Origin of the sequence: Paenibacillus sp. SAF-068 (genome assembly GCF_051967555.1) — a bacterium.
Classification (GTDB): Bacteria; Bacillota; Bacilli; order Paenibacillales; family Paenibacillaceae; genus Paenibacillus.
The window spans coordinates 1-17213 of record NZ_JBQCJX010000003.1; the positions used below are offsets into that span (position 1 = coordinate 1).

Genomic DNA, 17213 nt, shown 5'->3' on the forward strand with positions numbered 1-17213 from the left:
TCTCCAATAAAGTATTGAAAAGAGCGATAAGCTCATTTTGAATCTGACGAGATTAAACATCTCATTTGTGCTCCAGCCGATTCAAGCCAAGGCTTGTCTCGAACTTTCGCGTTCATTCTGCAAGCAGAATGTTTACTCACTCGTTGTTCAGTTTTCAAAGATCAAACTTGTTTTGTTACCGAATGTCGTTCTCTTCAGCAACTTTTATATCTTACCACATCCGAACCAACTTTGCAAGCTCTTTTTTTTAAGTTTCTTTCGAAGCTTATTTCATTTGCTTGCCGCACCGTGTAAACTGTGTTTTCTTGGCCGGAATTAGAATATACCATGTACAGATTTTGAATGCAAGTCTTTTTTTGAAGAATGATGCATCTTTCTATTTTTATTATGGTATATCTACATTATCACTTACATCTCAGACAAAAAGGCCTCCCTATAAAAGAAAGACCTCTCCTCAATTTGCTCTAATATCTATAATTAACTGATAATCTCTTGTATATGAAGTTGCCGTTGTTGCATTAGGTTAACGATGTTTCCTTCTACCGATACCATAGGCCTTGTAGGATGATCTCGATCAGAGAATACGATCTCTCCAATTTGGTTATTGCTGAGTTTTACTCGTATGCCATTATGGATTTGGGTTGATCGTTGAACAAATGCACTCACAATGGCAGGGTCCAATTTCCCAAAGGCCTCACTCTGAATCTGTTCCAGAACTAGATACGGTGATTGTGCCTTACGGTAAATTTTTTCCAGCGTCATGGCGTGGAAAATATCAGCGATAGCTACAATCTTAGCGTAGATATGAATCTGCGTCCCACTAAGCTGTAACGGATAGCCTGATCCATCCACTTTTTCATGATGCTGCAAAGCTGCAAGTCTGGCACCCTCATTAATGGCCTTTGCCTGTTTCAGAATCTGATAACCATATTTGGTATGCTGCCGGATCTCTTCCTGCTCTGTAACCGTCAATGAAGAAGGCTTATGAAGGATTTGCGGATCTACTTTATTATTGCCTATATCATGGAACAAGCCTGCAAATGCCACTTGCATCCAATCCTTGGAGGGAAGATCTATCCACTGCGCCAATTGATAGGATGTAATTGCACTCAGTACAGCATGGTGATACACATAATCATGTTCTTGCATTACTCGTGGACTGAAGGTAAGCACATTATATTGTTTGAGATGAGCAAAAACAGCCTCTAACTGCGTACGCAACTCATATACCGGCAATTCAGCCGCCAGAGAGGACAAGAATGCATTTTTGGTTAGTCCGACCATCTTCTCATACTCTTCCTGTAGGGACGTTGCTACAGGGGCTGTAGTCACGTTCCCTGTCTTTCCTGCCCGTTCACCATTCTTCTCGTTTGCTGTACTTCCCGCGGACGCAGATGCACCTTTGGTTCCAGTACTGCCTGACCCCATTCTCTCTTGCTCAATATCCACCTGGTGAATCATAAAGGCTCTCAGTACTTCCATATCCTTGGGTAGAATGACTTTGCCCTTCTGAAGCAAGACGTTGCCACGAAGCGTTTGTACATCACTCCCAAGTTTGAGTCCTGGTTTGACTTCTGACAGGGTGATTAGTCCCATGTATATTCCCCTCACTCATCGTTCTTCTATGTTATTAACAAAACAAGACCATAGTCCCGGTTTTTTCATGATATTTCCCATTATATTACTCAGGTATCAGGCTGTACATCCCAGATTGGGAAGAATAAACGAAGAGATTCCTTATATACAACAAAAGGGCTCCCAGTGGGAGCCCTCCAATTCTTCATTCCAATCTCCAAGAGATCGGTTATTATAACATTCTATTTTTATGCTTCCGAACCGGAATCGTCGCCCTCAGCATCAGTGTCTGCGTCAGAAACGCTTCCCTCTTCCAGGCTTACTGCCGGAGCTTGGGTTTCCCCGCCTTCCACACCTTCAAGTGACTCATCGTCTGGTTCTTCTTCATTTTTGTCAATACGGCTGACCGTAGCTACTGAATCCTCGTCACGAATATGAATCAGCTTCACACCCTGCGTGTATCGACCCATAGTGGATATGCCTTCCATGCTCATCCGGATCAACGTGCCGCTAGAGGTGATGATCATCAGATCCTCTTCCGTTTTAACCATCTTGAGACTGACTACTGCGCCGTTCTTCTCTGTGACATTAATCGTCTTAATCCCTTTACCGCCACGCGTCTGCATTCGATAGTCACTCACAGGTGTACGTTTACCGTATCCTTTGGCTGTAACGATCAGAACATCGAGATCTTTATCGACTACATCCATGCCGATAACGGCATCCTGTTCATCCAATGTGATCCCTTTAACCCCGGTGGCACTACGTCCCATGGAACGTACATTACTTTCGGAGAATCGAATAGACATTCCGTGAGCTGTACCCATAATGATCTCTTGCTGTCCATCGGTCAGCTTAACATCAATTAGAATGTCATCATCACGCAAGGAAATACCGATCAAGCCGCCTTTACGGATATTGGTGTAATCCTCAAGTGGCGTTTTCTTCACAACCCCTTGGCGGGTAGCAAAGAACAAGAATCTGTCACTTTCAAATTCTTGAACCGGAATTACAGCATTAACCGACTCACCCTGCTCAATCTGGATCAGGTTGATAATCGGTGTCCCCCGTGCGGTACGTCCAAGCTCTGGAATCTCGTACGCTTTGAGACGATACACCTTACCTTTGTCGGTGAAGAACATGAGGTAGTTGTGAGAGTTGGTTACGAACAGATGCTCAACAAAGTCGGTATCTTTCGTATCCATACCCACAACCCCACGTCCACCACGTTTCTGGCTGCGGTATGTGGATACCGGCAGACGTTTCACGTAGCCTGTATGGGTAATTGTAATGATAACCTCTTCACGTGGAATCAGGTCCTCATCCAGAATGCTTTCTTCACCTACAGTGATCTCTGTACGACGATCATCGCTGAAGCGGTCGCGGATCTCCTGCAGCTCTGTACTGATAATTTCAAGCACCAAATGTTCATTGGCCAGAATTTCGCGATACTCTCTGATTTTGACCATCAGTTCGTTGTATTCATTCTCAATACGTTCGCGTTCCAGACCTGTGAGGCGTTGCAAACGCATATCGAGAATAGCTTGAGCCTGATCATGACTGAGTGAGAAACGCTCAATCAAACCTTCTCTGGCTGCATCTGCATTACTGGAAGAACGAATCAATGTAATAATCTCATCGATATGATCCAGCGCAATGCGCAAGCCTTCCAGAATATGCGCACGAGCTTCAGCCTTCTTCAGTTCAAACTGCGTACGTCTGCGAATAACCTCAATCTGATGCTGCAGGTAGTGATACAACACTTCACGCAAGTTCAGAATTTTAGGTTCTTTATTAACAATCGCAAGCATGTTAATCCCGAAAGTGGATTGCATCGATGTATGTTTGTACAGGTTGTTCAGAACAACCCCCGGATTCACGTCTCTGCGAAGCTCAATGACCACCCGCATACCGTTACGGTCAGACTCATCACGAAGGTCAGTAATGCCATCGATTTTTTTATCACGTACCAACTCGGCAATTTTCTCAACGAGTCTCGCCTTGTTTACCTGATAAGGCAGCTCCGTAACGATAATTCGCGCCTTGTTGTTATTCTCTTCGATGTTGGTTTTGGCCCGCATCGTTACAGAACCACGTCCAGTCTGATACGCCTGGCGAATGCCCGAGCGACCCAAAATGTAGCCGGACGTAGGGAAGTCTGGTCCTTGAATGTAATCCATGAGTTCCATGGATGTAATGTCCGGATTTTGAATCATGGCCTGTACACCATCAATGACCTCACCCAGATTATGAGGAGGAATATTGGTGGCCATACCTACCGCGATCCCGCCGACCCCATTGACAAGCAAGTTAGGAAAACGAGCAGGCAGAACGATTGGTTCATGTTCTTCACCATCATAGTTCGGCTGGAAATCAATCGTATCCTTGTTGATATCTCTAAGCATTTCCATAGCAATCTTGGACAACCGAGCTTCGGTATAACGCATGGCTGCCGCCATATCACCATCGACCGAACCAAAGTTACCATGTCCATCTACATGCATATAACGCAGGGAGAAATCCTGTGCCATCCGTACCATCGTCTCGTAAACAGCAGAGTCACCGTGTGGATGATACTTACCGATAACTTCGCCGACGATTCTGGCTGATTTTTTATGTGGTTTATCGGGTGTCATGCCGAGCTCTGACATTGCGTACAGAATCCGCCGGTGAACCGGCTTCAATCCATCACGTACGTCAGGTAAGGCACGGCTAACGATGATGCTCATCGCATAATCCATAAACGATTCACGCATCTCGACGCCTATATCCCGATCTGTAATCTGAGAGTTCATTTCTTCCGCCATGCTGGACCTCCTTCTTGTCCTTCAACAAACGTTCCATTCCGTCATGCAAAAATTGATTATATGTGAAAAGCCTAACAAGGCTAAAACCGCGCAAGAACGCTACTCTTTATTATATTACTTTCACAAAAGTTACACAATTAAACGTCCGCTGGGCAATAGCCTTTCTTCCGGGAACTTCTGCGTGTCTGGGGATACGCCCTGCCTTCCTCCCCAATTGCACATACAATGCTAGAAAAACGGCATATGTACTGTGCCCACCGAGGCTAAAGCCATTCCCGTCCTACGATCAAACCGCAAATTGTGCAGCTCATCGCACAAAACGCCATATTTCTCTATTATACCACTGAAATCATCTCTTGTCCTTTGATTTCTCCTTGTCATTCCCTCTTTAGAACTGAGCAAAACATGAAAGGACTGATCCATCTTGGGTATCCAACGCGTCTCCAGCAAATGGGCCAAAACAGCTGTGTTACAACGCAGTCGCATTGTGAATGAATATATCCCAGTGACCCGAAAATATAGTCGTCAGACACTGGAACGAATGACTGAGTTATTTGAGTCCAACTATATCAAACCAGACCGTGGTACTTACGGTAATGGCGTTATGCGAGTAAAAACAACCCGTTTATACGAACCTGTCGTTAATTCCGAAGACACCGCCACAGATGAAGAGGTTCCAGTAGAATCCAATGATTCGAACCTACCTGATGAACCTGAAGCAAATACAGTTATCTCCAGAGCTACCCGTCTCACAACAACATATCAACTCCATTACGGTACAGAGGAGCGATTCTTTCATTCCCTGGATGAACTCGAACGAGCACTGAATGATCGCATTCAGGAACGTGATTATATCATTCAACAGGGAATCTCGCTGATGAAGCATGATGATTTGCCTTTTGACTTGCGTGTGTTGACTCAGAAAAATCTGCAACGCAATTGGGAAACAACAGGTGTGCTGGGCCGTGTTGCAGCACCGGGCAAAATTATCACCAATATTCATGGTGGTGGACGATTGGCCACATTTGAAGAACTCGTACTCCCCCATCTGCAACAGGAGGGCTTCAAAAAACTTCGCAACGAACTATATCGCTTAGGTGTTCATACCGCTGTGCAACTGCAAACATCTTTTCCAAGGCTCAAAGAGATTGGTATTGATATTGCGCTGGACGAAGAAGGGCGTCCTTGGATTCTTGAAGTTAACACACTGCCGGGCATTTATGCTTTTGGCTTATTACCAGACAAGGAAAAGTATCGAAAGATCAGACGCTATGCCATTGCGTACGGTCGTTTGCCCTCGAAAAAGGGTAAGAGCCCTCGTTCATCCTCTAAAGCGCAGGCCTCGTCTGTCAAAAAACGTACACGGCGCTAACTAAGGGAACCGGAAGTCTGCTGCTCTCTATTCCGTGTTTCCAATAATATAAAAAGGCGCCCTCACAGGCGCCTCTTCGAATATGTTAAATGTCGAGGTTTTTCACATATTTCGCGTTCTCTTGGATAAAGTCACGACGCGGTTCAACGTTATCCCCCATCAAGGTGTCAAACATGGCATCAGCAAGTATGGCATCATTAATCGATACTTGCATCATGGTCCGACTCTCCGGGTCCATCGTCGTTTCCCACAACTGTCCGGCATTCATCTCGCCAAGACCTTTGTAACGTTGAACGTTGAATTTCGCATTTTCACCCAGTGTTGCAATAATTTCATCGCGCTCTTTCTCAGAACCGGCATAACGAATCACTTTGTTGCGCTCAATCTTGAACAATGGCGGTTGTGCAATATATACATAACCTGCCTCAATGATCTTGCGCATGTAGCGATACAGGAATGTCAGCAATAGTGTTCGGATATGAGCACCATCGACGTCGGCATCGGTCATCAAAATAATTTTGTGATAGCGGGCTTTGGAAATATCGAAGTCATCACCAATACCAGTACCCATCGCCGTAATAATTGCTCTAATCTCCGCATTACCCAAGATCCGGTCGAGACGGGCCTTTTCCACGTTCAAGATCTTACCACGCAGCGGCAAGATCGCTTGGAAATGACGATCCCGTCCTTGCTTTGCTGATCCGCCGGCAGAGTCACCTTCGACGATGTACAATTCGCTGATTGAAGCATCCTTGGATGAGCAATCTGCCAGTTTACCTGGAAGGGAGCTTACTTCCAATGCCCCTTTACGACGTGTCAGTTCCCGGGCTTTGCGGGCAGCTTCACGCGCACGCGCTGCTTGCAGTCCTTTTTCCAAAATGCGACGGGATACGGAAGGATTCTCTTCCAGGAATTCCTGCAGCTTCTCGGCGAACAGGGATTCAACAATCCCACGAACTTCGCTGTTACCCAGCTTGGTCTTTGTCTGTCCTTCAAATTGCGGTTCCGGAATCTTGACCGAAATAATAGCTGTCAAGCCTTCACGCACGTCATCCCCAGAAAGGTTACCCGTACTGTCCTTGATTACCCCCGCCTTACGGGCGTAGTCATTGATAATCCGCGTAAGTGCACTCTTGAAACCTGATTCATGCGTTCCGCCCTCATGCGTGTTGATATTGTTCGCGAAGGAATAGATATTTTCAGTGTAGTTGTCATTGTATTGCAGGGCAACTTCCACCTGGATGTTATCTCTGGAACCTTCAACGTAAATTGGATTTTCATGCAGTACTTCACGCTTCTGGTTGAGGAAAGAGACATATTCGATAATGCCGCCTTCGTACAGGAATGTGTTGGTTGCACCTGTGCGCTCATCCGTCAGTGTCAAACCAATTCCCTTGTTCAGGAACGCAAGCTCACGAATACGGGCAAGCAAAATGTCATAATCATAAACTCTCGTTTCCGTGAAAATTTCAGGGTCTGGATGGAACCTAACGGTTGTTCCCGTTTCTTCGGTTGTACCGATTACTTTCAGGTCATACTGAGGAGCACCACGACGATATTCCTGTTGATAGATATGTCCCTCCCGTTTAACAGTTACAACCACTTTTTCAGAAAGAGCATTCACAACCGACACACCGACACCATGCAAACCACCGGATACTTTATATCCGCCGCCGCCAAATTTCCCCCCTGCGTGGAGGACAGTCATAACTACCTCAAGTGCAGGACGTTTCATTTTGGCGTGTTCGCCGACAGGAATACCCCGTCCGTTATCGACTACAGTCACGCTGTTGTCTTCATGGATACTGACCTCAATGTGGTCACAGTAACCTGCGAGAGCTTCGTCAATACTGTTGTCCACTACTTCCCAGACCAGATGATGCAGGCCCTTGGAACTGGTGGAACCGATATACATCCCCGGACGCTTCCGTACGGCTTCCAATCCTTCAAGGACCTGAATTTCATTCGCATCATATGACGGTTGATTCATAGACATATGCCTTTCACCTACTTCTATAGATTCAATATCGTAAATATGCGTTAACTAAGAATGTTTGCTGAAATAGGCAACGTCCTACATTTCAGCCAGCTGTCCACTTATGGACAAGTAGCACAGTATGCACTCCATAGGTGCCACATTAACGCTAGAGATCAGGGAAAATGTGAGCCCGTTTCTTCAGCGTGGCTGAGGAAATAGGCGAGTAGTACACAATGTTTTTGGTTACCACAATGGACTTGGCTTCCTCTTCGCCGATATGCTCCACTGTTTTTTCCTGCTCGGCATGTGTGACATACTGTTTGGAGATCTTTGAGGATTTTTCAATCGATATATCAAAAATAGCGACCAATTCGGAAGAACGGATGATCTTCTCACCGCCCAGATGAATGTACATAAGCCCTCACTCCTTAGCGTTCAACCTGTCCGGCATGAACGTGATAAATACTGGCATCTTTGAGCTTGTCAACGTTCAGGCTCTCAATCCCCGTAGCCGTAATAAAGGTTTGCACCTTGCTCTGGAACGTTTCGATCAGCTGCGTCTGGCGAAAAGGGTCCAGCTCAGACAAAACATCATCCAGCAACAGCACTGGATATTCTCCGATTTCTTCATGAATCAGTTCAATTTCCGCAAGTTTAAGGGACAACGCCGTTGTGCGCTGCTGCCCCTGCGAGCCATATGTTTGTACTTCCCGATCGTTAATGAAAAAGGACAGGTCATCCCGATGCGGCCCACTAAGGGTTGTGCCTCGGCGAATCTCCTGCTCTTTCATTTGTGATAATTTTATCATAAATTGGTCCATTAAGACAGCTTCATCTTCCTCAGAGGCTTCGCTGAAGGAAGGTAGGTAGGCCAGCCGCAAGACTTCTCCGCCTCCGGTGATCCCCTGATGAATCGTTTCTGCCCACTTTTGAAGTTTCTTTATGAATTGTTTCCTTTTTTTGACGATTTTAACACCATGTTCAACCAGTTGTTCGTTCCACACCTCAAGCATGGTCTGGGCTGATGCCCCTTGTCCCCAAAGCTGCTTAAGCAAATTGTTTCGTTGGACAAGCACTTTTTGGTATTGCTGCAAGTGGTACAGATAACCTGGTGCAACCTGTCCGATCTCCATGTCAAGAAACCGGCGGCGGACCCCCGGTGTGCCTTTTACAATCTCCAGATCCTCCGGTGCAAACATCACGACATTGAGCGCTCCGACAAAATCACTGAGCTTGCGCTGCTCCAGGCCGTTAATCTTTGCTTTTTTGCCTTGTTGCGACAAAGATAGCTCAAGCTTGACTGATCCGTACTTTTTGTCGACCTCTGCTGCAAGTCTGGCACGTTCCTCACCGAAACGAATCAGCTCCTTGTCACGGGATGTACGGTGGCTCTTGGTGAGTGCAAGTACAAAAATAGCCTCTGCAAGATTCGTCTTGCCCTGGGCATTTTGACCGATCAACAAGTTTACGGGACCAAAAGAATCCAGTCTCAGATGTTCATAATTGCGGAAATTCTGCAGATCAATGCTGTTCACAAACACGCGGTAACCTCCCTTTTATCCCGTCCGTCAGGAGGCAGCAGGATCGAACTGGTCTTCTTATTCTGCAGCAACTTCGAATGTGCCTTCTCCGTCCACTTCAACGATATCCCCAGGGTATAACTTACGTCCCCGACGTTCCTCGGGCTCTTTATTCACACGTACAAGTCCTTCCTGAAGCAATGCTTTGGCCATACCTCCAGTTGGGATGCAATCAGCCAGTTTCAAAAATTGATCAAGCTTAATATATTCCGTACGAATCGTAACTTGGTTCACTGTGATCTTCCTTTCGTTAGTTGGTCGTCCGATATGGCAATATCACATAAAGGCTATGACTGTCATCCAGCGGTTTCAAGATGATTGGACTCATGACTCCTGTAAAAGCGATCATCAGCTGCTCACTTTCAACGACTTTCAGTACATCCAGCATGTATTTGGAGTTGAACGAGATTTTTAACGGATCTCCTGTAAACTCGGCAGGTTCGATTTCTTCTCTTACTTTACCTAGCTCGGAAGAGCTTGAAGAAATTTCAACGGATCCCGAATCCATCGTTTGCATGCGCACAATGTTTGTTTTCTCTTCACGCGACAGCAAATAAGCCCGGTCAATGGATTCACTTAATTTTTTTGTATCTAAAACAAGTTCTGTTTTGTATGACGTTGGAATAATTCTAGAAGTATCCGGATATGTTCCGTCCAAAATACGGGAGTAGAACAACACACGATCGATTTTGAACAGGACCTGGTTATCTGCAACAACGATATCCACAAGGGTATTTTGGTCCGGAACAATTTTGCTGAGCTCGTTCAGCGTTTTACCGGAAATAACCACGTTGTTGAAGCGGATACCTTCTGCATTATCCAGCATTGCTGATCGAGTAGCAAGACGGTGACGGTCTGTTGCCACAAATTTCAATTCATTGTCACCCAAACTCCAGAGTACACCTGTGAGGATTGGAGTGGTCTCATGTGTGGAAATGGAGAATACGGTTTGTTTGATCATATTTTTCAGCAAATCTCCCGGAATGGAGACGGTTTGGTTTTCTTCGATGCTTGGCAGTACCGGAAATTCTTCCGGATCAAGACCTACCAGTTGAATCTCGGTAGCACCTGCAGAGATGAAGGTGTTGAAGTTCTCTTTGACTTCCATGTGCACTTCCTGCGATGGCAGCTTCTTGATGATCTCCACGAAAAACTTGGCTGGCAAAACGACACTGCCGGGTTGATCGACCTGAACTACGCTTTTATCTCCATCTTCAAGCGGGATGAAGGATTGAATGGATATATCTGTGTCACTTGCTGTCAATGTTACACCTTGATGATTCACGTCGAATTTGATACCGCTCAGAATGGGGATCGTTGTACGGCTCGAGATCGCTTTGGATACTTGCTGTATGGAATCGTTTAAGTAGTTTTTCATTATGCTGATTTTCATGGTTTCACTCCTAGCTGATTTTTTGGGTGTTGGGGTGTTGAAAGGTGTTTTTCAAAGGCCGAAGGCTAAGCTCCGAAATGGCTATTTTGGAGATGATATCTTTAAGATCTTTTTAGTAATAATAGTAATAGGGGCACTGAATATGTGGATAAGTGGGTATAAACCCGTACACCCAAGCCTATCCACATGTGTATACGTTGTGCATAGGCTTGGGACTTGTTCAGGTTGGATTCTTAATTTTTTCGGTTAAGTTGTTGATAACTTTATAGAGATCCTGATCATTTTTAATCGCTTGGGAGATTTTTTCGTGAGCATGTATCACAGTGGTGTGATCTCGTCCTCCGAATGCCTCCCCAATTTTGGGCAGAGAAAAATCTGTCAGTTCACGAGAGAGATACATGGCAATCTGTCTTGGGAAAGCAACTGCCTTGGTCCGTTTCCGTGCTTTGAAATCTTCAAGCTTAAGGCTATAGTACTCGCCGACCTTTTGTTGGATGTCATGAATAGTGATCATTTTTGGACGACTGGAAGGAATAATATCCTTCAGTGCTTCAGCTGCCAGATGAGTGGTTACATCTTGATTAGTCAGTGAAGAATAAGCAACGACCCGAATCAGGGCGCCTTCCAGTTCACGTATGTTGGTGTCAATCTGGTTGGCAATGTACATCATCGCTTCATTCGGAATATCCAGGTTTTCCGCACGTGCCTTTTTACGCAGAATTGCGATCCTTGTCTCCAAATCTGGAGGCTGGATATCCGTGATTAACCCCCATTCAAAGCGAGAACGAAGTCGTTCTTCCAGTGTCGGAATTTCCTTCGGTGGTCTGTCGCTGGAGATGATGATCTGCTTCCGTTCCTCATGCAGCGCATTAAACGTATGGAAAAATTCCTCTTGTGTTGATTCTTTTCCCGCCAAGAACTGAATATCATCAATGAGCAAAATGTCGACACTCCGGTATTTGTTACGGAAGCTCTCCCCGCGGTTGTCACGGATCGAGTTAATGAATTCGTTCGTGAATTTCTCAGACGACAAATAAACGACTTTACTACCCGGATCATGCTCCAGAACGTAATGTCCAATCGCATGCATCAAGTGAGTTTTACCGAGACCTACTCCTCCATACAGAAAGAGAGGGTTGTAAGCTTTGGCGGGCGCTTCAGCGACCGCCAGCGATGCGGCATGGGCAAAACGGTTGCCCGGCCCGATGACAAATGTATCGAACGTATATTTCGGATTCAGCATGCTGAGTACCGCTTCTTCCTGTACAACTGTAGGCGTTGGCGCCGGCAGTTGCGGGTCCGGTTCAGCAGGCTTGTTCTCTTCGATGACAAATTTCACATCGACTTGCTTGCCAAGCAGCTCGTATACCGTCGAGCCAACCAATTTGGTGTAACGGCTCTCCAGCCATTCGACGGCAAACGTGGTTGGTGCGGAAATGACGATGGAGCGGTCATTCAGCTTGGTGGCTTTGGTGGCTTTGAACCAGGTGTCAAAGCTGGGTTTGCTGAGTTTGTTTTGTATGATTGATAAAATTTGCTGCCATAAATCAGAAGTATGGCTGTCCACAGACTGTCACTCCTTTTACATGTTCCAAGTGTGGCTTAAGCCATGATGCAGTGTCGAAATACGAGATATATTGTTGAATTTATCCCCAAACCCCCGCAGGTCGAAAACAAAAAAAGTATGAACAACGGAAAATTGTTCACAACTTTATCCACAGGCTGTTGATAATATTATGGGTCAGATCACATATTCACATCCAAAAGTAATACAATCATAGCAAAAGAAACCCCGCATTTCAACGTATCGCGTGATTTTATCCACAAATTCAATAACTTGTGTATAATTTTTAGTCACAACACAATATATTGTTTATAAACTGTTTAATTTTCGACAGAAAGACCCAAATACCAAAAATGTTTTATACACAGGTTATCCGTCAAATGATGCCAAATTGTGTGTAAAAGCATTCTTCGTTTGTGAATAACCTGTCTGTGGATAACCATGAAGTGAAAATGGAGCATGTTCGAGATCGTAAACAGAGTTACCTTTCAACCTCGTGTTTTCCTGGCAATGGAGCAATGGTGAAAGCTACGAATTCAGTGTCAGGGTGGAGACGGAGAGGGGAATAAACTTATGCTTTTAATGGAACAAGATCAGAGGTGTATATTCTGAGCAAATGGTCACTCTGTGATCGGCGATGTAGGAGAATGATGGACTAAGGACTTCATTTTGAGACATTAGGAATGTGAATTAACCGAAAATGAAGAGCTAAGAAATGCTCAAATCAGGGGATAGAATGATATGAATGTATTCTATGATTCTGAAGGATAAATGATGTGTCTATAGCAAAAGAGGGCGTTCCTAAAACCGATTTTTGGTTTTAGGAACGCCCTCTTTTTTGGTGTGAAGAGATGAAGTATGGATTGATGATTTAGAGACGGGGAAGGGACATCTTACGCTGGAATTCAGCAATATCTGCGTATTCCTCTTCAAGCTTGCGAGAGATCCGAATAAAGATGGGCAGCAGTTCCTGATAGAGTACAGCGTTCTCTTTGACAGGAGTATGTCGATGCGTTGTACCCACCATGGAAGAGACGGCATGAAGCGATTCAATCCGTCCAGTAGCGTACAAACCAAGTACGACGGCACCCAGACAGGAACTCTCGAAGCTCTCGGGCACAACGACCTCCTGATTGAAGATATCAGACATCATCTGGCGCCAGAGAGGAGAGCGTGCAAATCCACCAGTAGCTTGAATGGAGGTAGGCTGCCCAATCTGTTCTTCCATGGCAAGCAGTACTGTGTATAGGTTGAAAATAACCCCTTCCAGAACAGCACGGATCATATGCTCTTTCTGATGATGGAGTGTTAAGCCAAAGAAGGAACCACGGGCATCCGGATTCCACAATGGGGCACGTTCGCCCGAAAGGTACGGATGGAACAGAAGCCCTTCTGAGCCAGGCCGAACACGCTCGGCAATCTTGGTCAAGACATCATAGGAATTGATGCCGAGTCGCTTTGCTGTCTCCACTTCAGAGGCGGCGAATTCATCCCGCACCCAACGGAACAGCATGCCACCGTTATTCACAGGCCCACCTATAACCCAAAGATTCTCTGTGAGGGCGTAACAGAACGTCCGACCTTTGGGATCGGTAACTGGATGCTCCACGACGGTACGAATGGCCCCACTGGTCCCGATGGTTGCTGCAACAACACCAGGCTCAATGGCGTTTACACCGAGATTGGATAAAACCCCATCACTTGCGCCAATTACGAAGGGCGTGGAGGAGGAGAGAGCCATTTTTTCAGCGGATTCGGTATTCATTCCTTCTAATATATATGTTGTGGGTACGAGCTTTGAAAGATGGTCCGGTGTAATGCCTGCTACCTCAAGAGCCTCTGCGTCCCAGTCCAGCTGTTCCAGATTGAGCAAGCCGGTACAGGACGCGATGGAGTGATCAACAACATATTGCCCGAATAAACGGAAGAACAGATATTCTTTAATAGAGATAAATTTCGCTGTACGCTCAAAAATTTCAGGCTCATCGTGATGCAGCCACATCAGTTTGGTTAGAGGTGACATCGGATGAATAGGTGTACCTGTCCGCAGATAGATGCGATGTCCTAATCCATTCTCTTGAAGCTGGGCAGACCATGCTGCACTTCGATTATCCGCCCAGGTGATGCAGCGGGTTAAAGGTTGGTTATCCTGTCCCATGGCAATGACACTATGCATAGCGGAGCTGCAGGATACAAACAGGATCTGCTCGGCAGCAACGCCACTCTGATCCATGACTCCCCGGACAGAGCGCAGGGCCGCTTGTACAATCTCATCAGGGTCCTGCTCGGCAACATCGGGTGCAGGAGTATACAAAGGATATTCCTGTGTTGAGGTACTTACGACAGAGCCTTGCTCGGTGAATAACACGGATTTGGTACTGGTGGTACCAATATCGATCCCAATCATATAGTTGTTCATATATATAATCCTTCTTTCTCCAGAAAGCGATGAGATTTTAATTTCTTTCTATTATAGAAACTCCATTTATACCACTGTACTCAGGAGCAAAATAAAGATCAGTCCGACCACGGATAATAGTGTTTCCATAACGGTCCACGTTTTCAATGTCTGGGCAACGCTCATATTAAAGAATTCTTTGATCATCCAGAATCCTGCATCGTTCACATGAGACAAGATGAGTGACCCCGCGCCTGTGGCAAGTACAACCAACTCAATATTGGCCCCTGGTGTGAGTGCAAGCACTGGAGCGACGATGCCAGCAGCTGTTGTCATGGCTACGGTTGCTGAACCGGTAGCTACACGAATAAGTGCAGCGACAAGCCAAGCGAAGAAGATTACATTAATGTTGGCATGGGTGGCCACTTCAGCAATGGCGTTACCTACACCACTGTTGATCAATACCTGTTTGAAGGCACCGCCTCCACCAATAATGAGAATGATGGTCGCGGTAGGCGCCAGACATTCACTGGTGAAGCGAGAAATATCGTGTTTGGTGAATCCACGTGCAAAGCCGAGTGAAAAGAGGGCAAATACGACTGAAATCAGCAGAGCGATGATCTCATGACCGATAAATTCACTGAAAACAGTGAGACCACTCGTGGCGTTAGGGTCAATGATGCTTGCTATGGAACCGATGAGCATCAAAATAACCGGCAGCAATATGGTAAACAGGGTTATACCAAACCCAGGCATATTGCTGTTTGTTTTGGTTGCGAATTGTTCAGCCAGTTCAGCTGGCGGTTCGGTGTGTACTCTTTTGCCAATAAATTTACCAAACATGGGACCCGCAATAATCGCTGTAGGGATACCAACAATAAGGGAGTACAGAATGGTTTTACCCAGATCCGCGCTGAAGGCTTCAATCGCTATCATTGGCGCTGGATGGGGAGGAACCAAACCGTGTACAGTCGACAGACCGGCCAAAATGGGTATACCAATCTGCAACAGAGACATGTTGGTTTTACGTGCAACGGTGAAGATGATCGGAATCATCAAAATTACGCCGACTTCGAAGAAAACAGGAATACCAACGATAAATCCAACAATCATCATGGCCCAGTGCACACGTTTCACACCGAACCGATCGACCAATGTCGTTGCAATGCGCTCGGCACCACCCGATTCGGCCATCATCTTACCAAGCATCGTACCGAGAGCAATAACAATGGCAATGGTTCCAAGTGTGCCGCCAAGTCCACCGGTAATGGAAGAGATCACATCGGCAGGTTTCATGCCTGTAAGCAAACCGAGCATTAATGCTGACAGCAGCAGGGTGATGAAAGGATTCCATTTATACTTGGAGATCAAAACGATCAGAAAAACGATCGCAATTAACGTCCAAACCAATAATGTTGCGTTGTGGGATAGTCCAAAAAGAGTGCTCATGATGTTATGTGCTCCTTTATTTCTGATATAGAACGCTTACAAGTGAGATTAACTTCACATTAAGTGTAACCATGTTAGTACTTGCCGCATGGATATTGGCGAAAATACAGCTTTATCATGCCCAAATTTGAAACAAAATTGCATTTTGTATACTTGTCGACAAGTTAAGCCGCAATCAATCACAGCGGATATGATTGCGAACGCTTTACTCCTTTTAGGAATCAAAGCTCTCATGCAGGGTTTTGCCTGAATCCTGGAAATACGTGCGGACTCCAGTCTGAATGAGCAGTTTGTCACCGGATTCAAGTGCTTCAACGAGCAAACGGTGTTTTTCAATTACAGCGCTTACTTTCTGCTCGCCTTGAACGAACACTCTGCGCGTCGTGAGCAGCATAACGGTCATCACAACATAACGAATACTCTTCCATAGATGTGAAATACGGGAATGCTGAGCGGCTTCAATAATCGTCTCATGAAAAACGAGATCCTGATAGGCGAATTCGACAGCGTCCTGATGTCGTCCGGCGAGTTGCATTTTGTCGATTACGTTACGTAGCTGGGTAATTAATGACGCTGGAACATCACCTGCAAGTCGCTGCTGCACAAAACTTTCAATCAGGAAACGGACATCATACAATTCTTCGACATCCTTGATTCGTAGTCCAATGACAACGACACCCATCCGTTCAAGCCGAATAAGGCCTTCATTGGACAATGTTCGTAACGCTTCACGAACAGGCGACCGACTGCTGTCAAAATCAGCCGCAATTCGATTTTCCGACAAAATCTCTCCAGGTCGAAGGGTACCACTGATGATCCGCAGCCTTAATTCGCAGGCTATGGCTTCACCACGGGAAGCCCCTTGAAGCCAGGAAGAAGGAAATAGCATATGGCTAACGCTCCTATTAATAATAATCAGTTCATTACTGATCATAACATAACTATTTTGCGGACTGGACATTTGTTTGAATCTTAAAATTAACTGCATCTAATAAATATTCTTTAATTGATAATTTTCCAAAAAATGTAACTTTTTACTATTTTGTGTAGATATAATGTTGAGTTCAATGAAATACCCTAAAGCATACTTTTTTATA

At 45.5% G+C, this 17213-nt stretch carries 12 protein-coding genes; 1 reads left to right on the forward strand and 11 read right to left on the reverse strand.

Going from position 1 to position 17213, the window contains the following annotated elements; all coding sequences use genetic code 11:
• Window positions 1-477: 477 nt before the first annotated feature.
• Together ACTHPG_RS17835 and gyrA are read right to left on the reverse strand one after the other, a co-directional pair.
• On the reverse strand, window positions 478-1596 hold the full coding sequence (locus tag ACTHPG_RS17835) for an HD-GYP domain-containing protein (protein ID WP_440390840.1): 1119 nt from the start codon (window positions 1594-1596) through the stop codon (window positions 478-480).
• A 227-nt stretch (window positions 1597-1823) separates the two neighbouring features.
• Window positions 1824-4382: a DNA gyrase subunit A gene (gyrA, locus tag ACTHPG_RS17840; RefSeq protein ID WP_440390841.1), complete on the reverse strand. Its 2559-nt coding sequence runs from the start codon at window positions 4380-4382 to the stop codon at window positions 1824-1826.
• Window positions 4383-4806: 424 nt separating this feature from the next.
• Between gyrA and ACTHPG_RS17845 the strand changes: the two genes are divergently transcribed.
• Window positions 4807-5754 (forward strand): YheC/YheD family protein, encoded by a 948-nt coding sequence (locus ACTHPG_RS17845; protein ID WP_440390842.1) that lies wholly within the window; start codon window positions 4807-4809, stop codon window positions 5752-5754.
• An 85-nt stretch (window positions 5755-5839) separates the two neighbouring features.
• Here ACTHPG_RS17845 and gyrB read toward each other — a convergent pair whose 3' ends face one another.
• The 9 genes from gyrB to ACTHPG_RS17890 form a co-directional block, all read right to left on the reverse strand.
• Window positions 5840-7750 carry a DNA topoisomerase (ATP-hydrolyzing) subunit B gene (gene gyrB, locus ACTHPG_RS17850; protein WP_440390843.1) on the reverse strand — a complete coding sequence of 637 codons (1911 nt, stop codon included), beginning with the start codon at window positions 7748-7750 and terminating at the stop codon, window positions 5840-5842.
• Between the two features lie 148 nt (window positions 7751-7898).
• The gene (gene remB, locus ACTHPG_RS17855) at window positions 7899-8147 is read right to left on the reverse strand and encodes an extracellular matrix regulator RemB (RefSeq protein WP_017691405.1); all 249 of its coding nucleotides are present in this window, start codon (window positions 8145-8147) and stop codon (window positions 7899-7901) included.
• 13 nt (window positions 8148-8160) lie between these two features.
• Complete coding sequence (gene recF, locus ACTHPG_RS17860) at window positions 8161-9273, reverse strand: DNA replication/repair protein RecF (RefSeq protein ID WP_440390844.1); 1113 nt, start codon at window positions 9271-9273, stop codon at window positions 8161-8163.
• Window positions 9274-9330: 57 nt separating this feature from the next.
• On the reverse strand, window positions 9331-9546 hold the full coding sequence (gene yaaA / locus ACTHPG_RS17865; protein ID WP_036611994.1) for a S4 domain-containing protein YaaA: 216 nt from the start codon (window positions 9544-9546) through the stop codon (window positions 9331-9333).
• A gap of 16 nt (window positions 9547-9562) precedes the next feature.
• Window positions 9563-10705: a DNA polymerase III subunit beta gene (gene dnaN, locus ACTHPG_RS17870; RefSeq protein WP_017691408.1), complete on the reverse strand. Its 1143-nt coding sequence runs from the start codon at window positions 10703-10705 to the stop codon at window positions 9563-9565.
• A 220-nt stretch (window positions 10706-10925) separates the two neighbouring features.
• Window positions 10926-12272, reverse strand: a complete 1347-nt coding sequence (gene dnaA, locus ACTHPG_RS17875) for a chromosomal replication initiator protein DnaA (RefSeq protein ID WP_036611990.1) — start codon at window positions 12270-12272, stop codon at window positions 10926-10928.
• Between the two features lie 868 nt (window positions 12273-13140).
• The gene (gene gntK / locus ACTHPG_RS17880; protein ID WP_440390845.1) at window positions 13141-14688 is read right to left on the reverse strand and encodes a gluconokinase; all 1548 of its coding nucleotides are present in this window, start codon (window positions 14686-14688) and stop codon (window positions 13141-13143) included.
• Window positions 14689-14754: 66 nt separating this feature from the next.
• Window positions 14755-16116 carry a GntT/GntP/DsdX family permease gene (locus tag ACTHPG_RS17885; RefSeq protein WP_440390846.1) on the reverse strand — a complete coding sequence of 454 codons (1362 nt, stop codon included), beginning with the start codon at window positions 16114-16116 and terminating at the stop codon, window positions 14755-14757.
• 214 nt (window positions 16117-16330) lie between these two features.
• The gene (locus ACTHPG_RS17890) at window positions 16331-17005 is read right to left on the reverse strand and encodes a GntR family transcriptional regulator (protein WP_440390847.1); all 675 of its coding nucleotides are present in this window, start codon (window positions 17003-17005) and stop codon (window positions 16331-16333) included.
• Window positions 17006-17213 lie beyond the last annotated feature (208 nt).

Coding starts and splice junctions, on each gene's coding strand:
- ACTHPG_RS17835 (WP_440390840.1), bottom strand. CDS start 1,596: ATGGGACTAATCACCCTGTCAGAAGTCAAACCAGGACTCAAACTTGGG.
- gyrA (WP_440390841.1), bottom strand. CDS start 4,382: ATGGCGGAAGAAATGAACTCTCAGATTACAGATCGGGATATAGGCGTC.
- gyrB (WP_440390843.1), bottom strand. CDS start 7,750: ATGTCTATGAATCAACCGTCATATGATGCGAATGAAATTCAGGTCCTT.
- remB (WP_017691405.1), bottom strand. CDS start 8,147: ATGTACATTCATCTGGGCGGTGAGAAGATCATCCGTTCTTCCGAATTG.
- dnaN (WP_017691408.1), bottom strand. CDS start 10,705: ATGAAAATCAGCATAATGAAAAACTACTTAAACGATTCCATACAGCAA.
- gntK (WP_440390845.1), bottom strand. CDS start 14,688: ATGAACAACTATATGATTGGGATCGATATTGGTACCACCAGTACCAAA.
- ACTHPG_RS17885 (WP_440390846.1), bottom strand. CDS start 16,116: ATGAGCACTCTTTTTGGACTATCCCACAACGCAACATTATTGGTTTGG.
- ACTHPG_RS17890 (WP_440390847.1), bottom strand. CDS start 17,005: ATGCTATTTCCTTCTTCCTGGCTTCAAGGGGCTTCCCGTGGTGAAGCC.